This window comes from Pseudochrobactrum albidum (genome assembly GCF_051851455.1).
In the GTDB taxonomy this organism is placed as follows: domain Bacteria; phylum Pseudomonadota; class Alphaproteobacteria; order Rhizobiales; family Rhizobiaceae; genus Pseudochrobactrum.
Window position 1 is genome coordinate 155,259 of record NZ_JBPVTR010000023.1, and the last position, 24,566, is coordinate 179,824.

At 51.0% G+C, this 24,566-nt stretch carries 22 protein-coding genes; 20 read left to right on the plus strand and 2 right to left on the minus strand.

Features of this window, described 5'->3' with window-relative positions:
• Positions 1–9 precede the first annotated feature (9 nt).
• From ACSTTO_RS09830 to ACSTTO_RS09870, 9 genes are all read left to right on the plus strand, one after another.
• Positions 10–627: a nucleotidyltransferase family protein gene (locus ACSTTO_RS09830; protein WP_439273020.1), complete on the plus strand. Its 618-nt coding sequence runs from the start codon at positions 10–12 to the stop codon at positions 625–627.
• 24 nt (positions 628–651) lie between these two features.
• A complete protein-coding gene (locus ACSTTO_RS09835; RefSeq protein WP_439273021.1) occupies positions 652–1,626 on the plus strand; it encodes a Gfo/Idh/MocA family protein in 975 nt (324 codons plus the stop codon).
• A gap of 260 nt (positions 1,627–1,886) precedes the next feature.
• A complete protein-coding gene (gene dnaK / locus ACSTTO_RS09840) occupies positions 1,887–3,797 on the plus strand; it encodes a molecular chaperone DnaK (RefSeq protein ID WP_439273022.1) in 1,911 nt (636 codons plus the stop codon).
• Between the two features lie 402 nt (positions 3,798–4,199).
• Entirely contained in the window at positions 4,200–5,342 is a 1,143-nt protein-coding gene (dnaJ, locus tag ACSTTO_RS09845; protein WP_439273023.1) for a molecular chaperone DnaJ, read from the plus strand.
• 181 nt (positions 5,343–5,523) lie between these two features.
• The gene (gene pmtA, locus ACSTTO_RS09850) at positions 5,524–6,123 is read left to right on the plus strand and encodes a phospholipid N-methyltransferase PmtA (RefSeq protein WP_439273024.1); all 600 of its coding nucleotides are present in this window, start codon (positions 5,524–5,526) and stop codon (positions 6,121–6,123) included.
• 182 nt (positions 6,124–6,305) lie between these two features.
• Positions 6,306–7,025 (plus strand): orotidine-5'-phosphate decarboxylase, encoded by a 720-nt coding sequence (gene pyrF, locus ACSTTO_RS09855; RefSeq protein WP_439273025.1) that lies wholly within the window; start codon positions 6,306–6,308, stop codon positions 7,023–7,025.
• Positions 7,026–7,068: 43 nt separating this feature from the next.
• The gene (locus ACSTTO_RS09860; RefSeq protein ID WP_439273026.1) at positions 7,069–7,362 is read left to right on the plus strand and encodes a DUF1330 domain-containing protein; all 294 of its coding nucleotides are present in this window, start codon (positions 7,069–7,071) and stop codon (positions 7,360–7,362) included.
• Positions 7,363–7,474: 112 nt separating this feature from the next.
• A complete protein-coding gene (gene gshB / locus ACSTTO_RS09865) occupies positions 7,475–8,416 on the plus strand; it encodes a glutathione synthase (RefSeq protein WP_439273027.1) in 942 nt (313 codons plus the stop codon).
• 301 nt (positions 8,417–8,717) lie between these two features.
• Entirely contained in the window at positions 8,718–10,253 is a 1,536-nt protein-coding gene (locus ACSTTO_RS09870; RefSeq protein WP_439273028.1) for a YifB family Mg chelatase-like AAA ATPase, read from the plus strand.
• A 6-nt stretch (positions 10,254–10,259) separates the two neighbouring features.
• Here the strand turns inward: ACSTTO_RS09870 and ACSTTO_RS09875 are convergent, their stop codons facing one another.
• Positions 10,260–10,886: a transglutaminase-like cysteine peptidase gene (locus ACSTTO_RS09875; RefSeq protein WP_439273029.1), complete on the minus strand. Its 627-nt coding sequence runs from the start codon at positions 10,884–10,886 to the stop codon at positions 10,260–10,262.
• Positions 10,887–11,075: 189 nt separating this feature from the next.
• Complete coding sequence (locus tag ACSTTO_RS09880) at positions 11,076–11,450, minus strand: septal ring lytic transglycosylase RlpA family protein (RefSeq protein ID WP_439273264.1); 375 nt, start codon at positions 11,448–11,450, stop codon at positions 11,076–11,078.
• A gap of 679 nt (positions 11,451–12,129) precedes the next feature.
• Between ACSTTO_RS09880 and ACSTTO_RS09885 the strand changes: the two genes are divergently transcribed.
• The 11 genes from ACSTTO_RS09885 to phoB all read left to right on the plus strand — a co-directional run bounded on the left by ACSTTO_RS09885 (position 12,130) and on the right by phoB (position 24,485).
• The gene (locus ACSTTO_RS09885; protein WP_439273030.1) at positions 12,130–12,630 is read left to right on the plus strand and encodes a YbaN family protein; all 501 of its coding nucleotides are present in this window, start codon (positions 12,130–12,132) and stop codon (positions 12,628–12,630) included.
• A gap of 53 nt (positions 12,631–12,683) precedes the next feature.
• Complete coding sequence (locus ACSTTO_RS09890; protein ID WP_439273031.1) at positions 12,684–13,868, plus strand: aminotransferase; 1,185 nt, start codon at positions 12,684–12,686, stop codon at positions 13,866–13,868.
• Positions 13,869–13,987: 119 nt separating this feature from the next.
• The gene (locus ACSTTO_RS09895) at positions 13,988–15,229 is read left to right on the plus strand and encodes a urate hydroxylase PuuD (RefSeq protein ID WP_439273032.1); all 1,242 of its coding nucleotides are present in this window, start codon (positions 13,988–13,990) and stop codon (positions 15,227–15,229) included.
• 41 nt (positions 15,230–15,270) lie between these two features.
• The gene (guaD, locus tag ACSTTO_RS09900; protein WP_439273033.1) at positions 15,271–16,593 is read left to right on the plus strand and encodes a guanine deaminase; all 1,323 of its coding nucleotides are present in this window, start codon (positions 15,271–15,273) and stop codon (positions 16,591–16,593) included.
• A gap of 399 nt (positions 16,594–16,992) precedes the next feature.
• Positions 16,993–17,844, plus strand: coding sequence for a DMT family transporter (locus tag ACSTTO_RS09905; protein WP_439273034.1), 852 nt, complete (start codon positions 16,993–16,995; stop codon positions 17,842–17,844).
• A gap of 253 nt (positions 17,845–18,097) precedes the next feature.
• Positions 18,098–19,144, plus strand: a complete 1,047-nt coding sequence (locus tag ACSTTO_RS09910; protein ID WP_439273035.1) for a PstS family phosphate ABC transporter substrate-binding protein — start codon at positions 18,098–18,100, stop codon at positions 19,142–19,144.
• Between the two features lie 71 nt (positions 19,145–19,215).
• Complete coding sequence (gene pstC, locus ACSTTO_RS09915) at positions 19,216–20,703, plus strand: phosphate ABC transporter permease subunit PstC (RefSeq protein ID WP_439273036.1); 1,488 nt, start codon at positions 19,216–19,218, stop codon at positions 20,701–20,703.
• Positions 20,700–22,016: a phosphate ABC transporter permease PstA gene (pstA, locus tag ACSTTO_RS09920; RefSeq protein WP_439273037.1), complete on the plus strand. Its 1,317-nt coding sequence runs from the start codon at positions 20,700–20,702 to the stop codon at positions 22,014–22,016. Before pstC ends, pstA begins: the two co-directional genes overlap by 4 nt.
• A 95-nt stretch (positions 22,017–22,111) precedes the next feature.
• Positions 22,112–22,888 carry a phosphate ABC transporter ATP-binding protein PstB gene (pstB, locus tag ACSTTO_RS09925; RefSeq protein WP_439273265.1) on the plus strand — a complete coding sequence of 259 codons (777 nt, stop codon included), beginning with the start codon at positions 22,112–22,114 and terminating at the stop codon, positions 22,886–22,888.
• A 59-nt stretch (positions 22,889–22,947) separates the two neighbouring features.
• On the plus strand, positions 22,948–23,670 hold the full coding sequence (phoU, locus tag ACSTTO_RS09930; RefSeq protein ID WP_439273266.1) for a phosphate signaling complex protein PhoU: 723 nt from the start codon (positions 22,948–22,950) through the stop codon (positions 23,668–23,670).
• Between the two features lie 128 nt (positions 23,671–23,798).
• Positions 23,799–24,485 (plus strand): phosphate regulon transcriptional regulator PhoB, encoded by a 687-nt coding sequence (phoB, locus tag ACSTTO_RS09935; protein WP_439273038.1) that lies wholly within the window; start codon positions 23,799–23,801, stop codon positions 24,483–24,485.
• Positions 24,486–24,566 lie beyond the last annotated feature (81 nt).

Below are 24,566 nucleotides of genomic sequence, written 5' to 3' on the forward strand. Positions count from 1 at the left end.
TGGATGGTCATGACACATTTGCGGTTTTCCGGTCTGACTTTTCAGCAGCAACAGAAAATCTTTCTGGATATAATGCGCGGCAGTGTGCTTATCACGGATGTTTTAAACCTTAGCCGGCAGCTTGATCTGCCGGATTGGTATATTGTCTCCGGTGCGCTTTATAATTTGGTGTGGAATACGCTGACAGGCCGGCCGGAAATCCATGGTATCAAGGATATTGACCTGTTTTATTTTGACGCCTCCGATCTTTCTTATGAGGCGGAAGACCATATTATCAAAACAGGAGACAGGCTGTTCTCTGCTTTGCCCTTGCCGGTGGAAATCCGCAATCAGGCGCGGGTGCATTTGTGGTATGAAAAGCGTTTTGGCCAGAATTATGCGCCGTTACACAGTAGCGAGGAGGGTATTGATCGCTTTGCCTCCAAAACCCATGCCGTGGGGATAAGGCTTGAAGAGGGCGGTGGGTTGAAACTATATGCTCCTTTTGGTTTGAATGACCTTTTCTCATTCCGGATAACACCCAATCCCGTTCTTGATAGTCGTGCGACCTATCATGCAAAGGGTCTGCGGGCACAACAGAGCTGGCCGGAGGTGACAGTTGTTCCCTGGCCTGAGGCGGTCATATAATTTGTATTTTTGAAAGGAAACCTCATGTTCCGTTGGGGCGTTTTATCAACGGCCAATATTGGCATAACACAGGTTTTGCCGGCAATTGCAGCATCGGAAACAGGGGTTGTTCACGCTATTGCCAGCCGTGATGCGATCCGTGCCCGCGCTGTGGCAGATCGTTTCAATGCGCCTTTGAGTTTTGGCTCCTATGAGGAATTGCTGGCAAGCGATCAGATTGATGGCGTTTATATTCCGCTGCCCACATCGCAGCATATTGAATGGTCTTTTAAAGCAGCACAAGCAGGCAAGCATGTGCTGTGTGAAAAGCCGATTGCGCTGAAGGCAGAAGAGATTGACCGGCTGATTGAGGCGCGTGAGCGCCATAAAGTTGTGATTTCTGAAGCTTTTATGGTTTATTACCATCCGCAATGGGCAAAAGTGCGTGATCTTATTGCCGCCGGCAGCATCGGCAGGCTGCGCCATGTGCAGGGTTGTTTTGCCTATTTTAATAATGATCCGGCGAATATGCGCAATCAGGTGGCGCTTGGCGGTGGCGCCTTGCTGGATATTGGCGTTTATCCGACTGTGGTGACACGGATGGTGACAGGGCAGGAGCCGCAGGAAATCTTTGCCCGCCTTGAGCGGGATCCGGCCTTTGGCACAGATCGCTATGCAACTGTTCTGGCACGTTTTGCCGGTTTTGATCTGAGCTTTTATGTTGGCTCGCAACTGGCAGGCCGTCAGCATATGGTATTCCATGGCGATCAGGGCATGATTACGGTTCACGCGCCGTTTAATGCCGGCAAATATGATCATGCACGGGTGACATGGCATGATCAGGCACATAAAACAGCGCAGGAGTGGACTTATCAGAACTGCAATCAATATAGCCTTCAGGCCGATGCCTTTGTGCGTTTTGTGCGTGGTGAAAGTGACAGGCTGTTCAGCCTTGAAAACTCGAAAGCCAATCAACATGTTATTGACAGGATTTATTTTGCGGCAGAAATGCCCGGATAAATACAGGCAGCAGAATTTTCAATTATGAAAAAATCTCTGAATCTTGTCAAAAACAGCAGAAAAAGTGATCGGAAGGCGGGATTTTTGTCGCAATTACGGCTATGTGGCTTGCAGTGAAAATTCCCCCTTCTTATATACCCCTCGACTCGTGACGAACAGGCGTTTAAAAGCCGGTTCGTTTTGTCAAAAACCCGATAGGGGCTGCCACATGGAATGCTCGGCAGAGGTCCCGGCAGTTCGCTGAATGGAGAAGAATTAATATGGCTAAAGTAATTGGTATCGATCTGGGAACGACCAACTCCTGTGTCGCCGTTATGGACGGTAAGAACGCAAAGGTCATTGAGAATGCTGAAGGTGCACGTACCACGCCTTCGATTATTGCTTTTACCGATGGTGATGAACGTCTCGCTGGTCAGCCTGCGAAACGTCAGGCTGTTACCAATCCGGAAGGTACCCTGTTTGCCGTTAAGCGCCTGATCGGCCGCCGCTTTGATGATCCGATGGTCACCAAGGACAAGGATCTTGTGCCTTATAAGATCGTCAAGGGCGACAATGGCGATGCCTGGGTTGAAGTGCACGGCAAGAAATATTCTCCCTCGCAGGTTTCTGCGATGATTCTTCAGAAAATGAAGGAGACGGCCGAATCTTATCTCGGTGAAAAAGTTGAGCAGGCTGTTATCACGGTTCCTGCCTATTTTAACGATGCCCAGCGTCAGGCAACCAAGGATGCCGGTAAAATTGCCGGCCTTGAGGTGCTGCGCATTATCAACGAGCCGACAGCTGCGGCTCTGGCCTATGGCCTTGACAAGAGCGAGGCAAAAACCATTGCGGTTTACGACCTTGGCGGTGGTACATTTGACGTGTCGATCCTCGAAATCGGCGATGGTGTGTTTGAGGTGAAGTCCACCAATGGTGATACTTTCCTCGGCGGTGAAGATTTTGACATGCGTCTGGTTGAATATCTGGCAGCAGAATTCAAAAAAGAGCAGGGCATTGATCTGAAAAATGACAAGCTGGCTCTGCAGCGCCTCAAAGAAGCTGCGGAAAAAGCCAAGATCGAGCTGTCTTCCGCTCAGCAGACCGAAGTTAACCTGCCGTTTATTACTGCCGATGCAACCGGTCCTAAACATCTGGCTATCAAACTGTCCCGTGCAAAATTTGAAAGCCTGGTGGATGATCTGGTGCAGCGCACGATTGAACCATGTAAGGCAGCATTGCGCGATGCCGGCCTGAAAGCCGGTGAAATCGGTGAGGTTGTTCTGGTTGGCGGTATGACCCGTATGCCGAAGATTCAGGAAGTTGTTAAATCCTTCTTCGGCAAGGATCCGCATAAGGGTGTGAACCCTGATGAAGTGGTGGCAATGGGTGCTGCTATTCAGGCCGGTGTTTTGCAGGGTGATGTCAAGGACGTTCTGCTTCTCGACGTAACCCCGCTGTCGCTTGGTATTGAAACGCTTGGTGGTGTGTTCACCCGTCTGATCGACCGTAACACAACCATTCCGACCAAGAAGTCGCAGACCTTCTCGACCGCTGAGGATAATCAGTCGGCTGTGACGATCCGCGTCAGCCAGGGTGAGCGTGAAATGGCAGCAGATAACAAGCTGCTTGGCCAGTTTGACCTTGTCGGTATTCCGCCTGCACCACGCGGTGTGCCGCAGATTGAAGTGACCTTTGATATTGACGCGAACGGTATTGTTAACGTAACCGCCAAGGATAAGGGCACTGGCAAGGAACATCAGATCCGTATTCAGGCATCCGGCGGTCTGTCCGATGCTGATATTGAAAAGATGATCAAGGATGCGGAAGCCAATGCTGATGCCGATAAGGCACGCCGTGAAGCTGTTGAAGCTAAAAATCAGGGCGAGGCACTGATCCATTCGACTGAAAAATCGCTGAAGGAATATGGCGATAAAGTTTCAGCTGAGGACAAGACTGCAATTGAAACCGCTCTTGCCGCGCTGAAAACCGCTGTTGAAGGTGATGATGCTGAAGACATTAAGGCCAAAACGCAGGCTCTTGCCGAAGCTTCAATGAAGCTTGGTCAGGCTATGTATGAAGCAGCACAGAATGCTGAAGGCAGCGAAGATGCAGCCGAAGCCCGTGCAAATGATGATGATGATGTTGTTGACGCCGATTTTGAAGAAATCGACGAAGACAAGAAAAAATCCTGATTTTTCAGGTGAAACGGCAAAGCCCGGCATAAAGCCGGGCTTTTGTCCGTTTGTTGTGCAGGCTCTGTTACCCGGAACGGGTTTGATTGAAACAGAAACGCCGGAAATGTTTTGTTCAGGAACAGGCAGAATTTCGCACAAATTGATTATTTTCCCGTCTCTGGAAATTGCATGGCAAAATTTCCACATAATAAGGCGGAATATAAGCGGCATTTCCCTGAAAATATTCTGCGGTTTTGCCTTTAAAACACGATAAAAAATGTCAGCGCCATATCGGTGTTTTCAGAAAGACAACAGGTTGATCTTCTGTAATATTCAAGGCTGCGGCAAACTTTAATGACTGTCTGAAATGTTCTGATCCGGGCAATATTATCAGACAACAGCCATCGGGACGAATGGTTTATGAAAGTAGATTATTACGAGACGCTGGGTGTTGCCAGAACGGCGGACGATCAAATTATCAAATCCGCCTATCGTAAGCTGGCAATGAAATATCATCCGGATCGCAATCCGAATGATGAACAGGCAGCAGCCAAATTTCTGGAACTGGGTGAAGCTTATGATGTGCTGAAAGACCCGCAGAAACGTGCAGCCTATGACCGTTTTGGTCATGCCGCTTTTGAAAATGGCGGCGGTGGCGCCGGCGGCTTTGGCGGCTTTGGCGGTGGTTTCGGCGCTGGTGGCTTTGCTGATATTTTTGAGGATATTTTTGGCGATGTCATGGGGGGTGGGCGCAGCCGGCGCTCTAATGGCCGCGAGCGCGGGGCTGACCTGCGCTATAATATGGAAGTCACGCTTGAGGAAGCCTATAGTGGCAAGACGGCACAAATCAGTGTGCCGGGCTCAATCTCGTGTGAAGAATGCGCGGGCAGCGGGGCTAAAAAAGGCACGCAGCCTGTAACCTGTACCACTTGCGGCGGTGCCGGCCGTGTGCGTGTGGCGCAGGGCTTTTTCTCTGTGGAGCGCAGCTGCCATACCTGTAACGGCCGTGGCCAGATGATCAAGGATCCGTGCCCGAAATGTGACGGCACCGGCCGCATCAGTCAGGAGCGCAATCTGTCTGTCAATATTCCGGCAGGGATTGAGGATGGCACCCGTATCCGCCTGACAGGCGAGGGCGAGGCTGGTATGCGCGGCGGCCCCAATGGCGATCTTTATATTTTTCTGTCCATCAAGCCGCATGAATTTTTCCAGCGGGACGGTGCGGATCTCTATTGCAAGGTGCCGATTTCAATGGCGACGGCTGCACTTGGCGGGCAGTTTGAGGTCTCAACACTTGATGGCACGCAGACCCGCGTTAAAGTGCCCGAAGGCACCCAGAATGGCAAGCAATTCCGCCTGAAGGGTAAGGGGATGCCGATATTGCGTCAGCAGATGACCGGTGATCTTTATATTCAGATTGCTATTGAAACACCGCAAAATCTTTCCAAACGCCAGCGCGAATTGCTGGAAGAGTTTGAAAAGATTTCATCGGGAGATAACAGCCCGCAATCCAGCGGTTTTTTTGCACGGATGAAAGATTTCTTTGAGGGAATCAGTGATTAAAACCGGCAGATTTTAAGGGGCATGATGGGCGGTATTGGCAGTTTTTGCGAATACCGCTTTTATTTTTTAAGTTTTATAATTCCGTCTTTTCAAGAAAATCATAGCTACAGGTATTTTTTGTCTTGCTTCCGCCACGAAAGGCGTCAATCTTTTATCTGCTGGCGACATATGGGAGTGTTTGATGGCTGGTCTTATACCTAAAAAACTCGCGCAGAAATTTGATGAGGAGATCCGTTTTTTTAAAGGCTGGATTGATAAGCCTAAAGCTGTGGGGGCTATTTTGCCTACAAGCAGCATTACTGCGCGGCGCATGGCCAGCATTGTTAATCCCGCATCGGGTTTGCCGGTTCTTGAGCTCGGGCCGGGCACCGGTGTTATCACCAAGGCTATTCTGGAGCGTGGCATTGCACCGGAAAAATTGTTTTCAGTTGAATATTCGGCGGCATTTTTCAATCATTTGCAAAACTGCTATCCGGATGTGAATTTTTTGCATGGTGATGCGTTTGATCTCGATACAACGCTTGGCGAGCATCGTGACCAGCAATTTGACAGTGTTATCTCCGCTGTGCCGCTTCTTAATTTCCCGCTGGAAAAGCGTCTGACTTTTCTGGAAGATCTGCTTAATCGTATTCCGGCCGGCCGGCCGGTTATGCAGATTTCTTACGGGCCCGTATCGCCATTGCCGGTGGGGCGCGGCGCCTATAGCGTGGAAGGCTTTGATTTTATTTTGCGGAATTTGCCGCCCGTGCGTCTTTGGGTCTATCGCCGGATTCTGATTTGATTCTGGTCTGATTTCAGCCATTCCGGCCACGCAAAACTATTTTGTATTTATGGCACGCAAAATTTCCTGCCAAATCTTATTTTCTCTGCATCTGATTGCCTTGCCGGCAATCAGAGCTTTTCTGCAGGCCTGTCTTATGCGAAGAGAAAACAGTGCCAGACCAGAATAATGTGCGGAGATAGATGATGGATGTGAGCAATGTGCGCGACCGGCTGATCGTTGGTCTTGATGTGCCGGATGTGATTGCAGCGGAAAAAATTGTTGAAGAACTGGGCGATACGGTTTCGTTTTATAAAATCGGCTATCAACTGGTATTTTCCAATAGTTCAAAAGGTGGCGGTCTGGATTTTGCCTCACATTTGCTGGCAATGGGCAAAAAGGTTTTTCTCGATGTAAAATTGCTCGATATTGATAATACGATTGCCAAGGGCGTGGAAAATATTGCCAAACGCGGCGTGACGATGATGACACTCCATGCCTATCCAAAGGCGATGCGTGCGGCTGTGGCCGCTGCAAGGGGGTCTGATCTCTGCCTGCTTGGCGTAACGGTTCTGACATCGATGGATCAGGCCGATATGCTGGAGGCAGGTTATACGATGACGCCGCAGGATCTGGTGCTGCGCCGCGCGCAGCAGGCTTATGAAGCAGGCATGGGCGGCATTGTGGCATCAGCGGCAGAATCAGCAGCTATCCGTAAAATTATCGGGCCGGAAATGGCTGTGGTAACGCCGGGTATTCGCCCGAAGGGCAGCGCGGCAGGCGACCAGAAACGGGTGATGACACCGGCAGATGCCTTGCGTGCTGGTTCAAGCCATTTGGTGGTGGCGCGCCCGATTGTTGGTGCCGCAGACCGCAAGGCGGCCGCACAACAGATTCTGGAGGAGATGGCGGCGGTTTTATAACGGCGCTTTATATTCCGGCTTTATTTAAAAAAGGTGAGAGATAATGACAAAAGCCTATTGGATTGCCCGTGTGGATGTGCGTGATACAGAGCGGTATAAGGATTATATCAGCACCGCCAGACCGGCCTTTGAACGCTATCAGGCAAATTTTATTGCCCGTGGCGGCGTTGCACATGCGGTTGAGGGGCAGGGGCGCGCCCGCAATGTCATTATTGAATTTCCAAGCATGCAACATGCGCTCGATTGCTATAATTCACAGGAATATCAGGCTGCCGCGGCAATCCGCCAGAGTGTTGCCGATGGTGAAATTATCATTGTTGAAGGCAATATGCCCTGATATTATTTATGTAGTTACAATTATAAATACCGGCGCAGGGTTTTTTAAAAAACTGTTCAAGCCGGTATTTTTGTCAAGTGCGTGTAAGGCATAATTTCTTGATGAGGATATCATGGCTTTAAAAATTGCGGTTCAGATGGACCATATTAATTCCATTCGTATCGCGGGAGATACCAGTTTTGCGCTGTGTCTTGCAGCGGCAGCGCGCGGCCATGAGCTTTATCATTATACGCCGGATCGCCTTTCCATGCGCGATGGGGTGGTCAGTGCTGCACTGGAGCCGTTGCAGGTGCGTGATATTGAGGGCGATCATTTCACGCTTGGTCAGGCTGTGCCTACAGATTTGTCGGAAATGGATGTGATTTTGCTGCGTCAGGATCCGCCTTTTGACATGAATTATATTACCACGACCCATCTTCTGGAGCGCATTCACCCCAAGACGCTGGTGGTGAATGATCCGGCATGGGTGCGCAACAGCCCCGAGAAAATCTTTGTCACGGAATTTCCTGATCTTATGCCGGAAACACTGATTACCAAAGATATTCAGGAAGTGCTGAAGTTTCGCAGGGAGTTTGGTGATATCATTATCAAGCCGCTTTATGGCAATGGCGGTGCGGGCGTGTTTCATCTGACCAGCGATGACCGCAATCTGACTTCGTTGCTGGAAATGTTTGAGCAGATGTATCGTGAGCCGTTTATTGTGCAACGCTATCTCAAAGAGGTACGTGCCGGTGATAAGCGCATTATTTTGATTGATGGTGAACCGGTGGGTGCCATTAACCGTGTACCTGCGGCCAGCGATGCGCGCTCCAATATGCATGTTGGCGGCCGCGCTGAGGCAACGGAGCTGACTGCGCGGGAACAGGAGATTTGTGCACGTATCGGCCCGTCACTGAAAGAGCGCGGTTTTATCCTTGTCGGTATTGATGTGATTGGTGATTATATGACTGAAATCAATGTGACATCACCAACCGGCATCCGTGAAATCAAGCGTTTTGGCGGCGCGGATATTGCCGAAATCTTCTGGGATGCGGTGGAGGCAAAACGCGCCTGAATGGTTTTTTGTTTCTTTATAAGTAATTGATATAATTATTAAAACACCGGAAACTCATTTGCAGTTCCGGTGTTTTTGTTTATTGCTTGCTGCGTTTCTTCTGCTTAAATTGTTTTTATCGAGCATTTCCAGCAAAAGTGTGAAGCGGTTTTGCGTCCGGATAATGCGATAAAATAAAGACCTGAGCATTTCCAGCAAAAGTGTGAAACGGTTTTGCGTTTATGAAATGCCACGGAACAAATATTTGGCGCGGTGGCGGTGATTTATTCTGACCGGAACTGCTCTGAGGCGGGGGATTGTGATGATTGCGCGGATCAGCACGGTTGCATTTCAGGGGATTGAGGCAAAACTTGTTGATGTGCAGGTAATGGCGGCACCGGGCAAGATGGGGATGTCGATTGTTGGTCTGCCGGATAAGGCTGTGGCTGAGAGCCGTGAGCGTGTACAGGCCGCGTTGCATGCATCCGGCCTGTCAATGCCGGTTAAAAAGGTGACGATTAATCTGGCGCCTGCGGATTTGCCGAAAGAGGGTTCGCATTATGATCTGCCAATTGCCATGGGGCTGATGGTGGCGGTTGGTGCCTTGCCGGAAGATTGTTTGCAATCCTATGTGGTATTGGGCGAGCTTGCGCTGGATGGTGCCATTGCGCCTGTTGCCGGCGTTTTGCCTGCTGCTATTACTGCCAATATGCATGGGATGGGGCTGATCTGCCCGCAGGCTTGCGGTGCCGAGGCTGCCTGGGCGGATGCGGATATGGAGATACTCAATCCGCGCAGCCTGATTGCACTGGCTAATCATTTTCGCGGCTCGCAAGTGCTGACCCGCCCGCAACCGGCTTTGCAGAGCCTGCATGATTCTGAGGAAATGATCCTTGATCTTGCGGATGTTAAGGGGCAGGAAAGTGCAAAACGGGCACTGGAAGTTGCTGCGGCCGGCAATCATAATCTGTTGTTTTCAGGCCCGCCGGGCTCGGGAAAATCTATGTTGGCGCAGCGTCTGCCCGGTATTTTGCCGCCTTTATCCGCGCGGGAAATGCTCGATGTTTCCATGATTGCCTCGGTAGCCGGCACCTTATCGGGCGGGCGGCTTACGGATCGGCGGCCGTTTCGCAGTCCGCATCACTCTGCCTCCATGGCGGCAATGGTTGGCGGCGGGCACAAGGCAAAACCGGGCGAGATTTCCATGGCGCATCATGGAGTGCTGTTTCTTGATGAATTGCCGGAATTTTCCCCGCAAGTGCTGGATTCACTGCGCCAGCCGCTGGAGACGGGGGAATGTATGATTGCCCGCGCCAACCACCGTGTCAGCTATCCGGCACGGTTTCAACTGGTGGCAGCGATGAATCCGTGCAAATGCGGCATGGCCGGCGAGCCGGGTTTTACCTGTGCACGGGGGCCGCGCTGCCGCAGTGATTATCAGGCGCGGATATCAGGCCCCTTGCTGGACCGTATTGATTTGCGGGTGGAAGTGGCAGCACTCAAACCCTCTGATCTTATTCTGACCGCACAGGCAGAACCCAGCGCCTCTGTGGCACAGCGCGTGCTGCAAGCGCGCCGCATACAGGAGGCGCGTTATAAGCAGCTTGGCTGCGCGCATATTGCAACCAATGCAGCCTGTCCGGCCAGCCTTCTGGAGGAAGTGGCGGCCATGCGCGATGACGGGCGCAAACTGCTCTATGATGTGAGTGAAAAACTGCGTTTATCAGCGCGGGCCTATCACCGGGTGTTGAAGGTGGCGCGCACTCTGGCTGATCTTGAGGCGGAACAATATGTGGAGCGTCACCATCTCGCCGAGGCCGTATCCTATCGCATGGCTGCGGAGATGGTCAGCGCATAAAAGTGCTTATTTAACGGCGCCGACAACCATATTATGCGGCGGTTCAATGGAAACCCAGCGCCCGGTATGATTGGCAGCCTGACGCTTGAGATAGGTATAATCGGTTTCCTGCCAGTTTTTGACCGTGTCGGTGAGATTATCCAGCACAAAATCACCGCGATCGGTGCGCACGGTCAAAACCGCATGGCCTTCACCGTCAGGCTTGCGCAAAACGGTAATCAGCAAAGAGCTGAGCGGAAGGCCGGCTTCGGCCAGTTCACGGCGCTTGAGCAACACATAATCCTCGCAGTCACCGGCAACAGACGGGTAAGCCCAATATTCTTCCTGTCCGTAAAGTTCCATATCGGTTACCGGCTGAATACGGTTATTCACATCCGTATTAACCTGCAGGATTTTTGTCCAGGTGGCCTGATCAAGCTTTATTGGCGTGGTTCGGGCAAAGGTCAGATTGCATTCATTAGGCAGACGTTTGCAAAATTCATAATGGCCGATCGGCTGGGATGTGAGGCCGCCCGTTGTCATAAAGGGCGTATCAGCTTGTTGCGCCTGAACTGAGGATAAAGAAAATCCGACAGCCAGCGCCGTGCCTGCGGCTGACAGAGCCAGATTTTTAAAGGTTTTGAAACTGAACATACACAACGCCTCAGCTCAACGCGACTTATTAACAAAATGTTAATATCCGTAACGGCCTGGAGTCAATTGTGCGGGAAGGAACACCCCGGTATTTGTTAAAAAATGGTTAACACGCATTAAGGGTGCATCAATATATAATTGATCACCGGAACAGCGGCAGTTTTTATGCCGCTGGTGATAGAGGTAATATTACAGCTTACTATAGCAAACCCTGGTGTGTCCGGCGCCGACAAAACCCAGTTTTTGCGCAGCTCCCTTGGAGAGGTCGAGCACACGGCCTTTAATAAAAGGGCCGCGGTCATTAATGCGCACAATCAGGGATTTGCCGTTGCTTTGATTGGTTACGCGCACTTTGCTGCCAAGTGGCAGGGTGCGGTGGGCAGCGGTCATGCCTGCAGGGTTCATCCGCTCGCCGGAAGCGGTTTTGGAGGTCAGAGCATACCATGAAGCGCGGCCGCAATTGACGGAAGCTGCTTCAGCATGACTGCCCGTAAAGGCGGAGGCGATAAAAAGAGCCGCGGAAAAGGCGAATAATGCAGGCAGGTGTCTGGTGGTTCTGGTCATCATAGGTTGTACCGGTATCATCGCCTTGCGGTTGCCTGATAGGGTGCAAAACTGCAAGGCGTGAGGGTTGGGTCAGAGCGGGCAGGCCGGAGCATGACCGAGCAATCTGTGCACCGCTCTTCGGTTTATCAATAATCCGAAAAAGCAGAAGTTCCGGCGTTCAGTTGCTATGTAAATGTGGCATTGAAATGGTCAGAACCGGAATATATCCTGAATTGTGTTTTAGGTTAATGATTTGTAAAATTTCGTTATATTGAATATTTATTTGCAATAAATATTTTTTATAATTGAATTTTATTCTTATAAATTATTTATTTTTACATTTAAATTATTTTATATTAAGAAATTAATTGGAGAGAGAGTCCCGCCTTATAAGCAAAGGATATGATCATTTGCCGATTCAAAACTCAGACAGTTGGTTTGGTGGTGCAATCTGTGTTTGTATGGCAAGTGTAAAAGGCCAAAGATCAAGAATTGGAACCTTTTGAGGCAGGCTTGCAAGGCAGCTTTGCTACAATTTAAAAGCTGATTGTCACCATCATCTTTTAGGTTTAAAGCATGAACCGGCATGATTGGCGGCTATCTCTTACCAATTGTGATAAACAAGAAGGAGCGGGCAGCAAGACAATACAGGTGTTATTTTCAGGCCGCATATCTTTAAATCTGTTGGGTATTACTGATGCCTCATCCACTGTCTGACACATCTTCCGAACAAGCCGGTCATCCGGCGCAGGTAACAAGGAATCCTGAAATTACGGATGCTGTCATTGTGCAGGCTGGTGAGAAAAACGGCGCTGGCGCACCAACTGTTCTGACAGGGCCGCAGCGGATCCTGTATTTTTGCCTTGGGATATTGATGCTCATACTTGGTGTTATCGGCGCTGTTTTACCGGTAATGCCTACAACGATTTTTATCATTCTTGCGGCATGGTTTTTTGCCCGCTCTTCGCCAAGATTTGAGCAGTATATTCTTTCTCATCCCCGGTTTGGCCCGCTGGTGATCAAATGGCGTGAGCGTGGCGCAATTCCGCGTCGCGCCAAAAAACTGGCCTGCGGCGGCATGGTTGCCGGCTATGTGCTTTTTCTCGTTGGGGCAAGGCCCGGCCTGTATCTGGGGCTTGGGGTTGCGCTTTTTATGTTGGCTTCTGCTGCCTATGTGCTATCCCGGCCAGAGGAGTAATGCCGGTATGGCACGATTGTTGCGCCGGCACTGGTATTTTGAGGGAAACTGCCATGAGCAATATTGTCAGGCCGCGTATCAATCCGGTGATTTCAGCCTTGTCCTTTCCGCCCATTCCGGCGGTAAAAGCATGGGCACAGGCCTATGACGGCGCATGCGGGCCGTTGATTGATTTGTCTCAGGCGGTGCCGGGCTATCCGCCCCATGATGCGATATTGCGCTTGCTGGGCGAGGCAGCCGGCAGCAAGGATTATGCCGGCTATGGGCCTATTGAAGGTGTTGCTGCTTTGCGCGAGGCCTATGCCCGTCATGTCAGCGGCCTTTACCGGACAGGGCTTGCAGCCGCACAGGTGCAGATTACCGCCGGGTGCAATCAGGCTTTTATCGCGGCGATCATGGCACTGGCCGGCGCCGGTGATGTGGTGATGCTGAGCAATCCGCTCTATTTCAACCATGAAACTTCACTGGCTATGCTGGGCATCGGGCTGGAATTGATGCCATGCCGTGCGGAAAACGGTTTTGTGCCGGATCCGGCTGAATTAAAACAGGTGCTGCATGCGGGGGTAAAGGTGCTGGCGCTGGTCACGCCAAATAATCCGACCGGCGCAGTCTATCCGCCGCAGGTCTTGAAAGAGATCTATGAAATTTGCCGCGCCAATGGCACATGGCTTGTGCTGGATGAAACCTATCGCGATTTTCTGGAGGATGCAGAAGCAGCCCCGCATCATTTATTTGCTGAAGATGACTGGGGGGATTATCTTGTCCAGCTCTACAGTTTCTCCAAATCTTTTTGTATTCCGGGGCATCGCCTTGGCGCGATTGTTGCGGCAGAACGGGTGATTTATGAAATCGCCAAAATTATGGATAATTTGCAAATCTGCGCTCCGCGCCCGCCGCAGGCAGCCATTGCGCAGGCAATTGAGCCCTTGGCAGAATGGCGCAATGAAAACCGCCGTGAAATTGCCCGCCGTGCACAGGCACTGCGTGCTGCAATTGCCGCGATGAAGGGTTGGGAGGCTGTTTCTGTCGGCGCTTATTTTGCTTTTGTGCGTCATCCATTCAGGGGCATGGAATCGGCAGTGGTGTCTGAGAAGCTGGCAAAAACCTGTGGCGTTATCACCATTCCCGGGGCTTATTTCGGCGAAGGGCAACAGGATTTTCTGCGCTTTGCCTTTGCCAATGTGGATGCGCAAACCATAACTCTGTTGCCGGAACGTGCGCAGGGGCTGCGTTTTTGATCTGCATCCATTCTGCCATGATGAATAGTGCGGGATGGTTGCAACATAAACCGCTCTGGTATTTTCCCTGATTCTTCTCCTATAGTGGCAAATGTCAGCTGCATATCGGGGAGGAATGCATGTTTGAACTGGCAATCGCGTGGGACTGGCTTGGTTTTGCCGCCCGCTGGCTCCACGTTATCACTGCCATTGCGTGGATCGGCTCATCTTTTTATTTTATCGCTCTCGATCTGGGCTTGCGTAAGGCGGCGGATCTGCCGGCGGGCGCTTATGGCGAGGAATGGCAGGTTCATGGCGGCGGTTTCTACCATATCCAGAAATATCTGGTTGCGCCATCACGTATGCCGGAAGACCTGATCTGGTTTAAATGGGAATCCTATGCCACATGGTTGTCCGGCTTTGCCTTGCTCTGTATCGTTTATTATGGCGGCGCCGATCTTTATCTGATTGATCCGCAGGTGCTGAATATATCCCGCGCCACTGCAATTATCATTTCTCTGGCATCCATTGCCGGCGGCTGGATTATGTATGATCTTTTGTGCAGGTCGCCGCTCGGGCGCAACACCACGCAATTAATGGTTATTCTCTATTGCGTGCTGGTCTTTATGGCCTGGGGTTACACACAATTATTCACAGGCCGTGCGGCCTTTCTGCACCTTGGCGCATTTACCGCCACGATCATGTCAGCCAATGTGTTTAAGGTTATTATTCCCAATCAGAAAAAAGTTGTGGCTGATCTTATTGCGGGGCGCACACCCGATCCCAAATATGGCGTGATTGCCAAACAGCGTTCCACGCATAATAATTATCTTACCCTTCCGGTGATTTTTCTGATGTTGTCAAACCATAACCCGCTGGCTTTTGGCACCAAATATAACTGGATTATTGCCTCTCTGGTATTTTTGATGGGGGTAACAATCCGTCACTGGTTCAACACGCGCCATGCGCGCAAGGGCAGCCCTGCCTGGACATGGCTGGCAACAACCATTTTGTTTATTATGATTATGTGGTTGTCTACCGAGCCAAAACAGCCGGATCATGCCGGTGAGGCGCAAGCCGCGGCGGTTTCAGCAATCCGGCAGAATTTCATCGATGCGCCGGAGTTTGAAGCGGTGCGCGATACGGTGCTGGGGCGTTGTTCCATGTGTCATATGGCAGAACCTGTCTGGGAAGGAATTTTGGTGCCGCCCAAAGGCGTGCTGCTTGATAGCGATAGTGCCATTGCTGCGCATGCGCGTGAAATTTATCTCAATGCCGCGCGCTCTCATGCCATGCCGCCTGCAAATCTCACGGGGATGAGTGCCAAGGAACGGTTATTGCTGCGGCGCTGGTATGAAACGGCATCACTTGCCAGCCCCTGACGAAATCTCTTTATCTGTCTGTTTGTGGTAAGGATTATCCTATGGTTAACAGCTCAATGGCACAGGCGTCGCAGCATCTCATCCGCGGGCGGGTTCTCAGTTTTATCAGCGAGCCGCAGGATTCAGGTGATAGCCGGTCTTATGATTATTATGAAGATGGCGCGGTTCTTGTTGAAGGCGGGCTGATCAAAGCTATGGGCGATTATGCGGCTATAGCCGCACAGGCTATGCCTGGTATACCGCAAACAGATCACCGCCCGTATCTTATCATGCCGGGCTTTATCGATGCGCATATTCATTTTCCGCAAAGTCAGGTCATTGCATCCTATGCAGCAGAATTGCTGGACTGGCTCAATGATTATACTTTCATTGAAGAGCAGAAATATGCCGATGAGCAGTTTGGCGAGCATATAGCAGAGCGTTTTATTGATGAATTGCTGCGCCACGGCACCACAACAGTTGCAGCTTACGGCTCTGTGCACCCGCAAAGCGTGGATGCGTTTTTTCGTGCCAGCGAGCGGCGCGCAATGCGCAATATTGCCGGCAAGGTGATGATGGACCGCAACGCCCCTGCCGCATTATGCGATACAGCGCAATCATCTTATGATGACACAAAGGCACTGATTGCCCGCTGGCATGGCAAAGGGCGGCTTGATTATGCGATTACCCCGCGTTTTGCCATTACATCCACACCCGCACAGCTGGAGGCCGCACAGGCATTGGTGCGGGAATATCCGGATTGTTATGTGCAGACCCATCTGTCTGAAAATCACGCCGAGATTGAATTTACCTGTTCATTATATCCTGATGCACCGGATTATACCGGTATTTACGAGCATTATGGTTTGCTCGGGGAAAAAACACTGCTCGGCCATTGCATCCATCTTTCCGGACGCGAGGTTAGGATACTGGCTGAAAGCCGTTCTGTGGCTGTGTTCTGCCCGACATCCAATCTTTTTCTTGGCAGCGGCTTGTTTGACCGTGACGGCCTGCGTGATGCGGGTGTGCGTATCGCTGTGGCGACAGATATCGGCGGCGGCACCAGCTGGTCAATGCTGCGCACGCTGGATGAGGGTTATAAGGTGCTGCAATTGCGCGGCCAGCGGCTCAATCCGCTTGCCTCATTTTATATGATGACTCTGGGCAATGCGCGCGCGCTCTCCATGGAGGATAAAATCGGCACGCTGCAAGCGGGAACAGAGGCCGATATTGTGGTGCTCAACAGTCGCGCTACGGCTGCGATGCGGCTGCGTATGGATGCCGGTTCCAATCTGGCGCAGGAATTGTTTTTGCTGCAGACACTGGGCGATGACCGCGCCGTTGTGCAAACCTATGTGGCAGGAAAAGCGGTGAAATCCGCATAAGGATTTTCGTTTTTTACAAGATGCCGGAGCGCTTTGAAAGCGAAGTGCAAACCTGTCTGTTTCGCGTAAATTTTATGTGTAACATTATCTTAAAAAGATACAATATTATTAAATGGTTGAGAGAGATTATGCCGACACTGAATCGTGACCGGCATAGTCTGTCACAATCGTTGAAATCGCTTGCTTTCTTTATAAGAAACAGTAACGTCGCGCAGGCACAGTTTATATAAGCAGTTGCGTGCGGTGCTCTTCAGTTTCTGCGCGGGCTTTTGATATATTTCTGTTGTCACATGCAGCGTTGCGGGGAGGGCGCCTGCCTGTCTGAAGAGATCTCTGGAAATGATACTCATCGCCTATCGTGCAAAATTGTGCTGTGCTGCTGCATTGGTGACAAGCTGAATGACAAAATATCAAACAAATAATCTGCGTGCGGCTCTGATCGCTTTTATTTCCTTTTCGGCTTTTTCCGGCGCGGATACGATTGTCAAAACATTAAGTGCACGTATTGGCGTTTATGAAACAACATTTCTGTTGTCGGTTTTTGCTTTATCCTTTCTTGTTTTTCACAGTCTGGCACGCGGTCAGGCGCGGCAATTATTGCCGCTTTATCCAAAACTGGCTTTTGGCCGCGCCTTGCTGTTATCCATGAATACATTGCTGATTTATTATGCTTTTTCAGCCTTGCCCTTGGCTGAAGCCTATGTGCTTGGTTTTCTGTCGCCGATTCTTGTGGCTGTGGTTGCCTTTATTATGGTGGGAGAGCGGCTTTCACTGCGCGGCTGGGCGGGGGTGATTCTCGGTTTTGCCGGTGTGGTCTGGGTGCTGCAGCCGGGGGCGGCACCTTTATCTTCCGGTCATCTGGCGGCTCTGGGCTCGGCGCTGTTTTTTGCAATTGCACAGGTTATGTTGCGCCGTGCCAGAAATGATGAGTCGGACAGGGCGCTGGTTGTGGCGCTTTTGTTGGTGCAATCTTGTTTTGCCGGCCTGCTTGCGCTTTATAACGGGTTGATGCCGGTGAGCTGGCAAAATCTGGCGCTGGCTGCATTGGGGGGCGGTTTGATTGCTTTTGCACAAACCATGATCGTCAAGGCATTCCGGCTTGGTTCTGCCTCAGTGGTTGCGCCTGTTCAGTATAGCCAGATTATCTGGGGGCTGATTTATGGCGCCCTGTTGTTTAATGCGCCGGTGGAACTGCATATGCTGAGCGGAGCCGTGATTATTCTCATTTCCGGCTGGCTGGTATTGCAATAAATGGCTGAATACCGGACAGACAGGCGGATATCAGGCCCCCTTTACCTTAAGGCCTTGTATCTGTTGTTTTTTCATAAAGGCCTGTTTGTTATCGGCAGGTTTTTGCATCCGGCATTGTTTTTTTATCATAAAATGCTGAATTGCAGATTGATACAAACCTGTAATATTAGTGTCATATAGCTGTAATATAGAGCGCGTAGATGGCTGGTAGCGTTCAACACGTTACCTCATTCTTCCAACTGGAGCTGCTCCTATGAACAAGCTGATTACAACGACTGCTGCATTGGCAATTGCTGCTGTGGCTGGTGCAACTGCCGCGCAGGCCCGCGACCAGATTCAGGTTGCCGGTTCTTCAACGGTTCTGCCTTATGCCAAAATCGTTGCTGAAACTTTCGGCGAAACCTATCCGGATTTCAAAACCCCTGTGATTGAATCGGGCGGTTCGGGCGCAGGTATCAAGGATTTCTGTAAAGGTGTTGGCGAAAACACGATTGATATTGCCAATGCATCCCGCGCAATGAAGGCGAGTGAACTGCAGTCTTGTATTGATGCAGGCGTCAAGGATGTGCAGGAAGTGCGCATCGGTTATGATGGCATTGTTTTTGCAACGGATATTAACGGTCCGGATTGGAAGCTGAGCCCGGTCGATGTGTATAAGGCGCTGGCTGCCAAAATTGTTGTTGATGGCAAGCTGGTTGATAATCCCAACACCAAATGGAACGAGGTAAATTCCGCGCTGCCTGATTGGGAAATTGCTGCTTATATTCCGGGTGAAAAACACGGCACCCGCGAAGTTTTTGAAGAAAAACTCCTGGCCGACGGCTGTAAGGAAAGCGGTGCGCTGGAAGTGATCAAGGCCGGCGGTGCGGATGATAAGGCTGCGGCCAAAACCTGTATCGCTGTGCGCAAAGACGGCAAGGCTGTTGATATTGATGGTGATTACAGCGAAACGCTCGCCCGTATCAGTGCCAATAAAACCGGCGTTGGCGTGTTTGGCCTGTCCTTCTATGAGAACAATGCCGACAAGCTGAAAGTTGCAACGGTAAACGATATTGTGCCAAGCGTGGAAACAATTGCCAAAGGTGAATATCCGGTTTCCCGCCCGCTGTTCTTCTATGTGAAGAAAGCCCATCTTGGCGTTATTCCGGGCTTGAAGGAATATGTGGAATTCTTCCTGTCTGATCAGATGATCGGCGATGAAGGCCCGCTCGCTGATTATGGTCTGGTTCCGGCTCCTGAAGCTGAACGTAAGGCTCAGCGCGATGCCTTTGCTGCCGGCACAATTATGCAGGCCAAATAATTTACCGCTGATCCGGGTGCATAATAACTGCACCCGGATTATTTTTTGAGGACGGCGATCAGGAAAATCAAATGTCGATCATGCTGGTCTTAACAATTGTGGTTGCGCTTGGTCTTGCAGGTTTTTTTGTAGGGCGTGGCAAGGCAATTGCACAATTAAATGCCGGGGCAGATACCGGAGAGGGCAAAACCAGGCCACATTCGCGCCCGCATTATCATGGATGGTGGGCGTTCTCCCTGACAGTGCTTCCGGCACTTATTGTGCTTGTTATCTGGTCTGTGAGTGCAGATATTTATCTGGAACAATCTGCAAAATCGCAATTGCATGACAGCCTCGGTCATTCTGAAAATTACAGCGAGAGTCTGTCGCTTGGCATGGTTAAAAGCCTGGCTGGCGGGCTGAAGCGTCTTGATGCGCGGGAACTGGAAACTCTGCCGCAAACCTATGCGGATGTGCGCCGTCTTCTGGCCGGCAAAGGTGTTGCGCTTGCAACAGAGGGCCAGGATGTGATGGTGCCGATTGCCGTCAAATGGAACAAGGCTGATGAGCTGTCTTCCGGCCTGCGCGGATGGGTGACAATTGCTCTTGCCCTTGCCGGACTGATCTTTGGCTGGATGACCATTTCCCCTTCTGTGCGTGCCCGCAATAATGTGGAGCGCATTGTTTTGTGGGGGCTTATTGCCGCTTCCACGATTGCCATTCTCACCACTGTCGGCATTGTTTTTTCAATGCTGTTTCAAACCATTAACTTTTTCAGTGCGGTTCCGCCCGCTGAATTCTTTTTCGGCACAGTGTGGGATCCGCGCTTTGCAGCCGCCGGCGCTGCCGATTCTCACGGCCAGTTCGGCCTTATCCCGCTGCTTGCCGGTACACTTTATATCGCGCTGGTGGCAATGATTTTTGCCGTGCCGGTTGGTCTGTTCGCGGCTATTTATATGTCTGAATATGCAGGCCCCAAAACACGCGCTGTTATCAAGCCGCTTTTGGAAGTGCTGGCCGGCATTCCCACAATTGTCTATGGTTTCTTTGCGCTGGTTGCGGTTGGCCCGTTCCTGCGGGATTTGAGTGCGGCGCTTTCCGGTGGTCAGGGTTTTATCATGGCGCAGAGCGTGCTCACCGCTGGTCTGGTCATGGGGGTTATGCTGATCCCGTTTGTCTCTTCCCTGTCTGACGATATTATCACCGCGGTGCCGCGCTCTTTGCGGGATGGCTCACTGGGGCTTGGCGCCACCCGTTCCGAGACGATTAAGCGGGTTATTCTGCCTGCCGCTCTGCCCGGAATTGTGGGCGCGCTGCTGCTGACAGCCTCCCGTGCGATTGGTGAGACCATGATTGTGGTTCTCGCTGCCGGTGTTGCCGCCAATCTTACCATCAATCCGTTTGAGGCAATGACGACAATCACCGTGAAAATCGTCAATCAGCTGACCGGTGATCTTGAGTTCAACTCGCCGCAGACACTGGTGGCTTTTGCACTGGGTATCACCCTGTTTTTCCTGACATTGTTGATGAATATCTTTGCCCTGTACATCGTGCGCAAATATCGGGAGCAATATGAATGAGCGAAGCTGTTTTTTCTCCCAAGGCTGTATCAGCAGCCCCCGCCCGCCGCGATATAGGGCTTAAACGCCGCTATGCAGCAGAGCGCCGGTTCCGCCTTTATGGCGTGCTGGCAATTGCAATCGGCATCTTCTTTCTCTGCGCATTGTTTTATTCGGTTATCTCTAAAGGTTACACGGCCTTTCAGCAGACTGTTATTGAAATTCCGGTTTTGCTGGATCAGCAGGTGATTGATCCGAATAATCAGCGCCAGGTTAATCCAAATGTGCTGATTACTGCCAATTATCCGTTGCTGGTGCGCAATGCCCTTGCTGAAAAACTTGGTGTGGATAAATCCAATCGTGCGGCAATGCGCGATCTCACCCGGTTTTATTCGGATGGTGTGCGTATTCAGTTGCGTGAAATGGTAACCGGTAATCCGGCATTGATCGGTACAACGCAAACCATCACCGTTCTTGCTGCCGCTGATATTGATTCTGCCAATAAAGGCCAGATTGATCTTTCAGTTGACCAGAGCAAGCGCAAGGTCTCGGATCTGCAGCTTGGCTGGATGAAAACGCTGAAAGACGAGGGCATGATGCGCAAGGCTTTCAATACCGGCCTGTTCACCTTCGGCGCTTCCAGCCGTCCGGAAACATCCGGCCTTGGCGTTGCATTGATCGGCTCGCTTTATATGATGCTGATCGTGTTGGTTTTTGCCCTGCCGATCGGTGTTGCAGCCTCGATTTATCTGGAAGAATATGCCCGTAAAAACCGTTTCACCGATATTATTGAGGTGAATATTAATAATCTTGCGGCAGTGCCTTCTATTGTATTCGGCTTGCTGGGGCTTGCGGTTTTCATCAATTTCTTTGGTTTGCCCCGCTCTGCATCGCTGGTTGGCGGTCTGGTTTTAAGCCTGATGACCCTGCCGACAATTATCATTGCAACCCGTGCGGCGCTGCGTGCCGTGCCGCCGTCAATCCGTGCCGCCGCTTTGGGGCTTGGCGCTTCAAAAACGCAGATGGTGTTTCATCATGTATTGCCGCTGGCCGCGCCCGGTATTCTCACCGGCACAATTATTGGTCTTGCGCAGGCTCTGGGTGAGACAGCTCCGCTGCTTCTGATTGGTATGGTGGCTTTTGTTGCCAATGCGCCTGTTACCCCTATGGATCCTGCAACCGCATTGCCGGTACAGATTTTCATGTGGGCGAATGAAGCAGAACGTGCTTTTGTGGAGCGGACATCAGGTGCAATTATTGTGCTGCTCCTGTTTCTCGCTGTGATGAATATTGCTGCCATTATCCTGCGCCGCCGTTTTGAGCGCAGATGGTAACCTTGAGCAAAGCGAAAAAAGCTTAAGTGTGAGCCGGAGACGCGATCATGAACCTGATGAATGATTATACATTGGAAAAAACACTCGGAGAAAAGATGAACGCCTTGCCTGATAAAAAAATTAAAATGCGCGGCGACAAGGTCAAGGTTTTCTACGGTGAAAAACAGGCTTTGCACGGCGTTGACCTGGATATTGAGGAAAACAGCGTTACGGCGCTGATCGGCCCTTCCGGCTGCGGCAAGTCCACATTTCTGCGTTCGCTTAATCGTATGAATGATACGATTGAAGGTTGCCGCGTGGAAGGTAGGATTACGCTGGATGGCGAGGATATTTATGATCCAAAGATTGACGTGGTGGAACTGCGTGCACGCGTGGGCATGGTGTTTCAGAAGCCCAATCCGTTCCCGAAATCGATCTATGAAAATGTTGCCTACGGCCCGCGTATTCACGGCCTTGCCCGCAGCCGCGCTGATCTGGATGCGATTGTTGAGAAAAGCCTGCGTGGTGCAAGCCTTTGGGAAGAGGTGAAGGATCGCCTCAATGATGCCGGTACCGGCCTGTCCGGAGGGCAGCAGCAACGCCTTTGTATTGCCCGCGCCATTGCGGTGAGCCCCGAAGTTATCCTGATGGATGAGCCATGTTCAGCACTTGATCCGATTGCAACGGCCAAGGTGGAGGAGCTTATTGATGAATTGCGCCGCGATTATACAATTGTCATCGTCACGCATTCCATGCAGCAGGCTGCACGTATTTCCCAGACAACGGCAATGTTCCATTTAGGAAATTTGGTTGAGGTGGGAGATACGGATATGATGTTCACTGCACCAAAAGAAAAACGCACTCAGGATTATATCACCGGCCGTTTCGGCTAAATCTGTCTGAAAAGGTTTTGAACTGTCAGGTCAGTTTTATGAAGGATAAGGAAATCTCCATGCCGTCACAGCATACGGTTACATCCTATGATGAAGAGCTGAAATTTCTTGCGCGCAAGATTGCCGAAATGGGTGGCCATGCAGAGCGTATGGTTGAGCAGTCTATTAAGGCGATTGTAACGGCTGATAATGCATTGGCACAACGCGTAATTTCTGAGGATCTTATCCTCGATGCCGGTGAGCGTGAGATTGGCGAAAAGGCGATTATGATTATTGCCAAACGTCAGCCTATGGCAGTTGATCTGCGTGAAATTATTGGCGCTATCCGTATTTCCGCCGATTTGGAGCGCGTGGGCGATATGGGTAAAAATATTGCCAAACGCGTGGTGGCTGTTTCTGAAACCCGCCAGTCGGTTAAGCTCTATCGTGGCCTGGAAACGCTGGCCGAGCTTGCCCGCACCCAGCTTAAGGATGTGCTGGATGCCTATGCAACGCGCTCGGTTAACCAGATTAATATTGTACGCGACCGGGATGATGAGATTGATGCGATGTATACATCGCTGTTCCGCGAGCTTCTGACCTATATGATGGAAGATCCGCGTAATATTACAGCCTGTACCCATCTTTTGTTCTGCGCCAAGAATATTGAGCGCATTGGCGACCACGCCACCAATATTGCCGAGACGGTTTATTATATTGTTACCGGCAATCAAATGCCGCCGGATCGTCCCAAGGATGATCTGAGCCATGATGTTGTGCTGGATGATCTGCATAAAAACTAGGCCATTCTGCCTGAATGGCCCGTAAGCGGCGCTTTTAAGCGTTGCAAATGAGAACAGGTTAAGTCCTGCCTTCCGGATGATCCGGAGGGCAAATGCCCCCTTATGTCTAGATGAATAATGGATAAGCAATGTCACATACGCCAAGAATAGCGGTTGTTGAAGACGAAGAAGCCATCAGCGAATTGCTGCGCTATAATCTTGAGGCCGAGGGCTATCAGGTTGATACAATCCTGCGCGGTGATGAGGCTGAAATCCATTTGCGTGAAAATGTACCGGATCTTCTGGTGCTGGATTGGATGCTCCCCGGTGTTTCAGGCATAGAGCTGTGCCGCCGTTTGCGCCAGCGGGCAGAAACCGAAAGACTGCCGATTATTATGCTGACAGCCCGCGGTGAAGAATCCGAGCGTGTGCGCGGCCTTGCTGTTGGCGCTGATGATTATGTGGTCAAACCGTTTTCCACGCCCGAGCTTTTGGCGCGTATCAAGGCAATGTTGCGCCGTGCAAATCCAAGTGTTTTGTCTCATGTTCTAAAAGTCGGCGAGATTGTGCTTGATCGTCAGCAACACCGTGTTTATCGCAAGGAGCGTGAAATCAAGCTTGGGCCTACAGAATTTCGCTTGCTGGAATATTTCATGATGGCGCCCGGGCGCGTGTTCTCGCGCACCCAATTGCTGGACGGGATCTGGGGGCGCGATATTTATGTTGATGACCGCACGGTGGATGTGCATATCGGCCGTCTGCGCAAGGCCATTAATACAGGGCGTGAGGCCGATCCGATTCGCACCGTGCGTGGTGCGGGCTATGCTTTTGGCTGATTTTTGCCGGATTGATGGAATTGTAAAATTGCAAAAATAACCGGTGCGGATCTTTCGTGCCGGTTTTTTTGATTCCCGTTA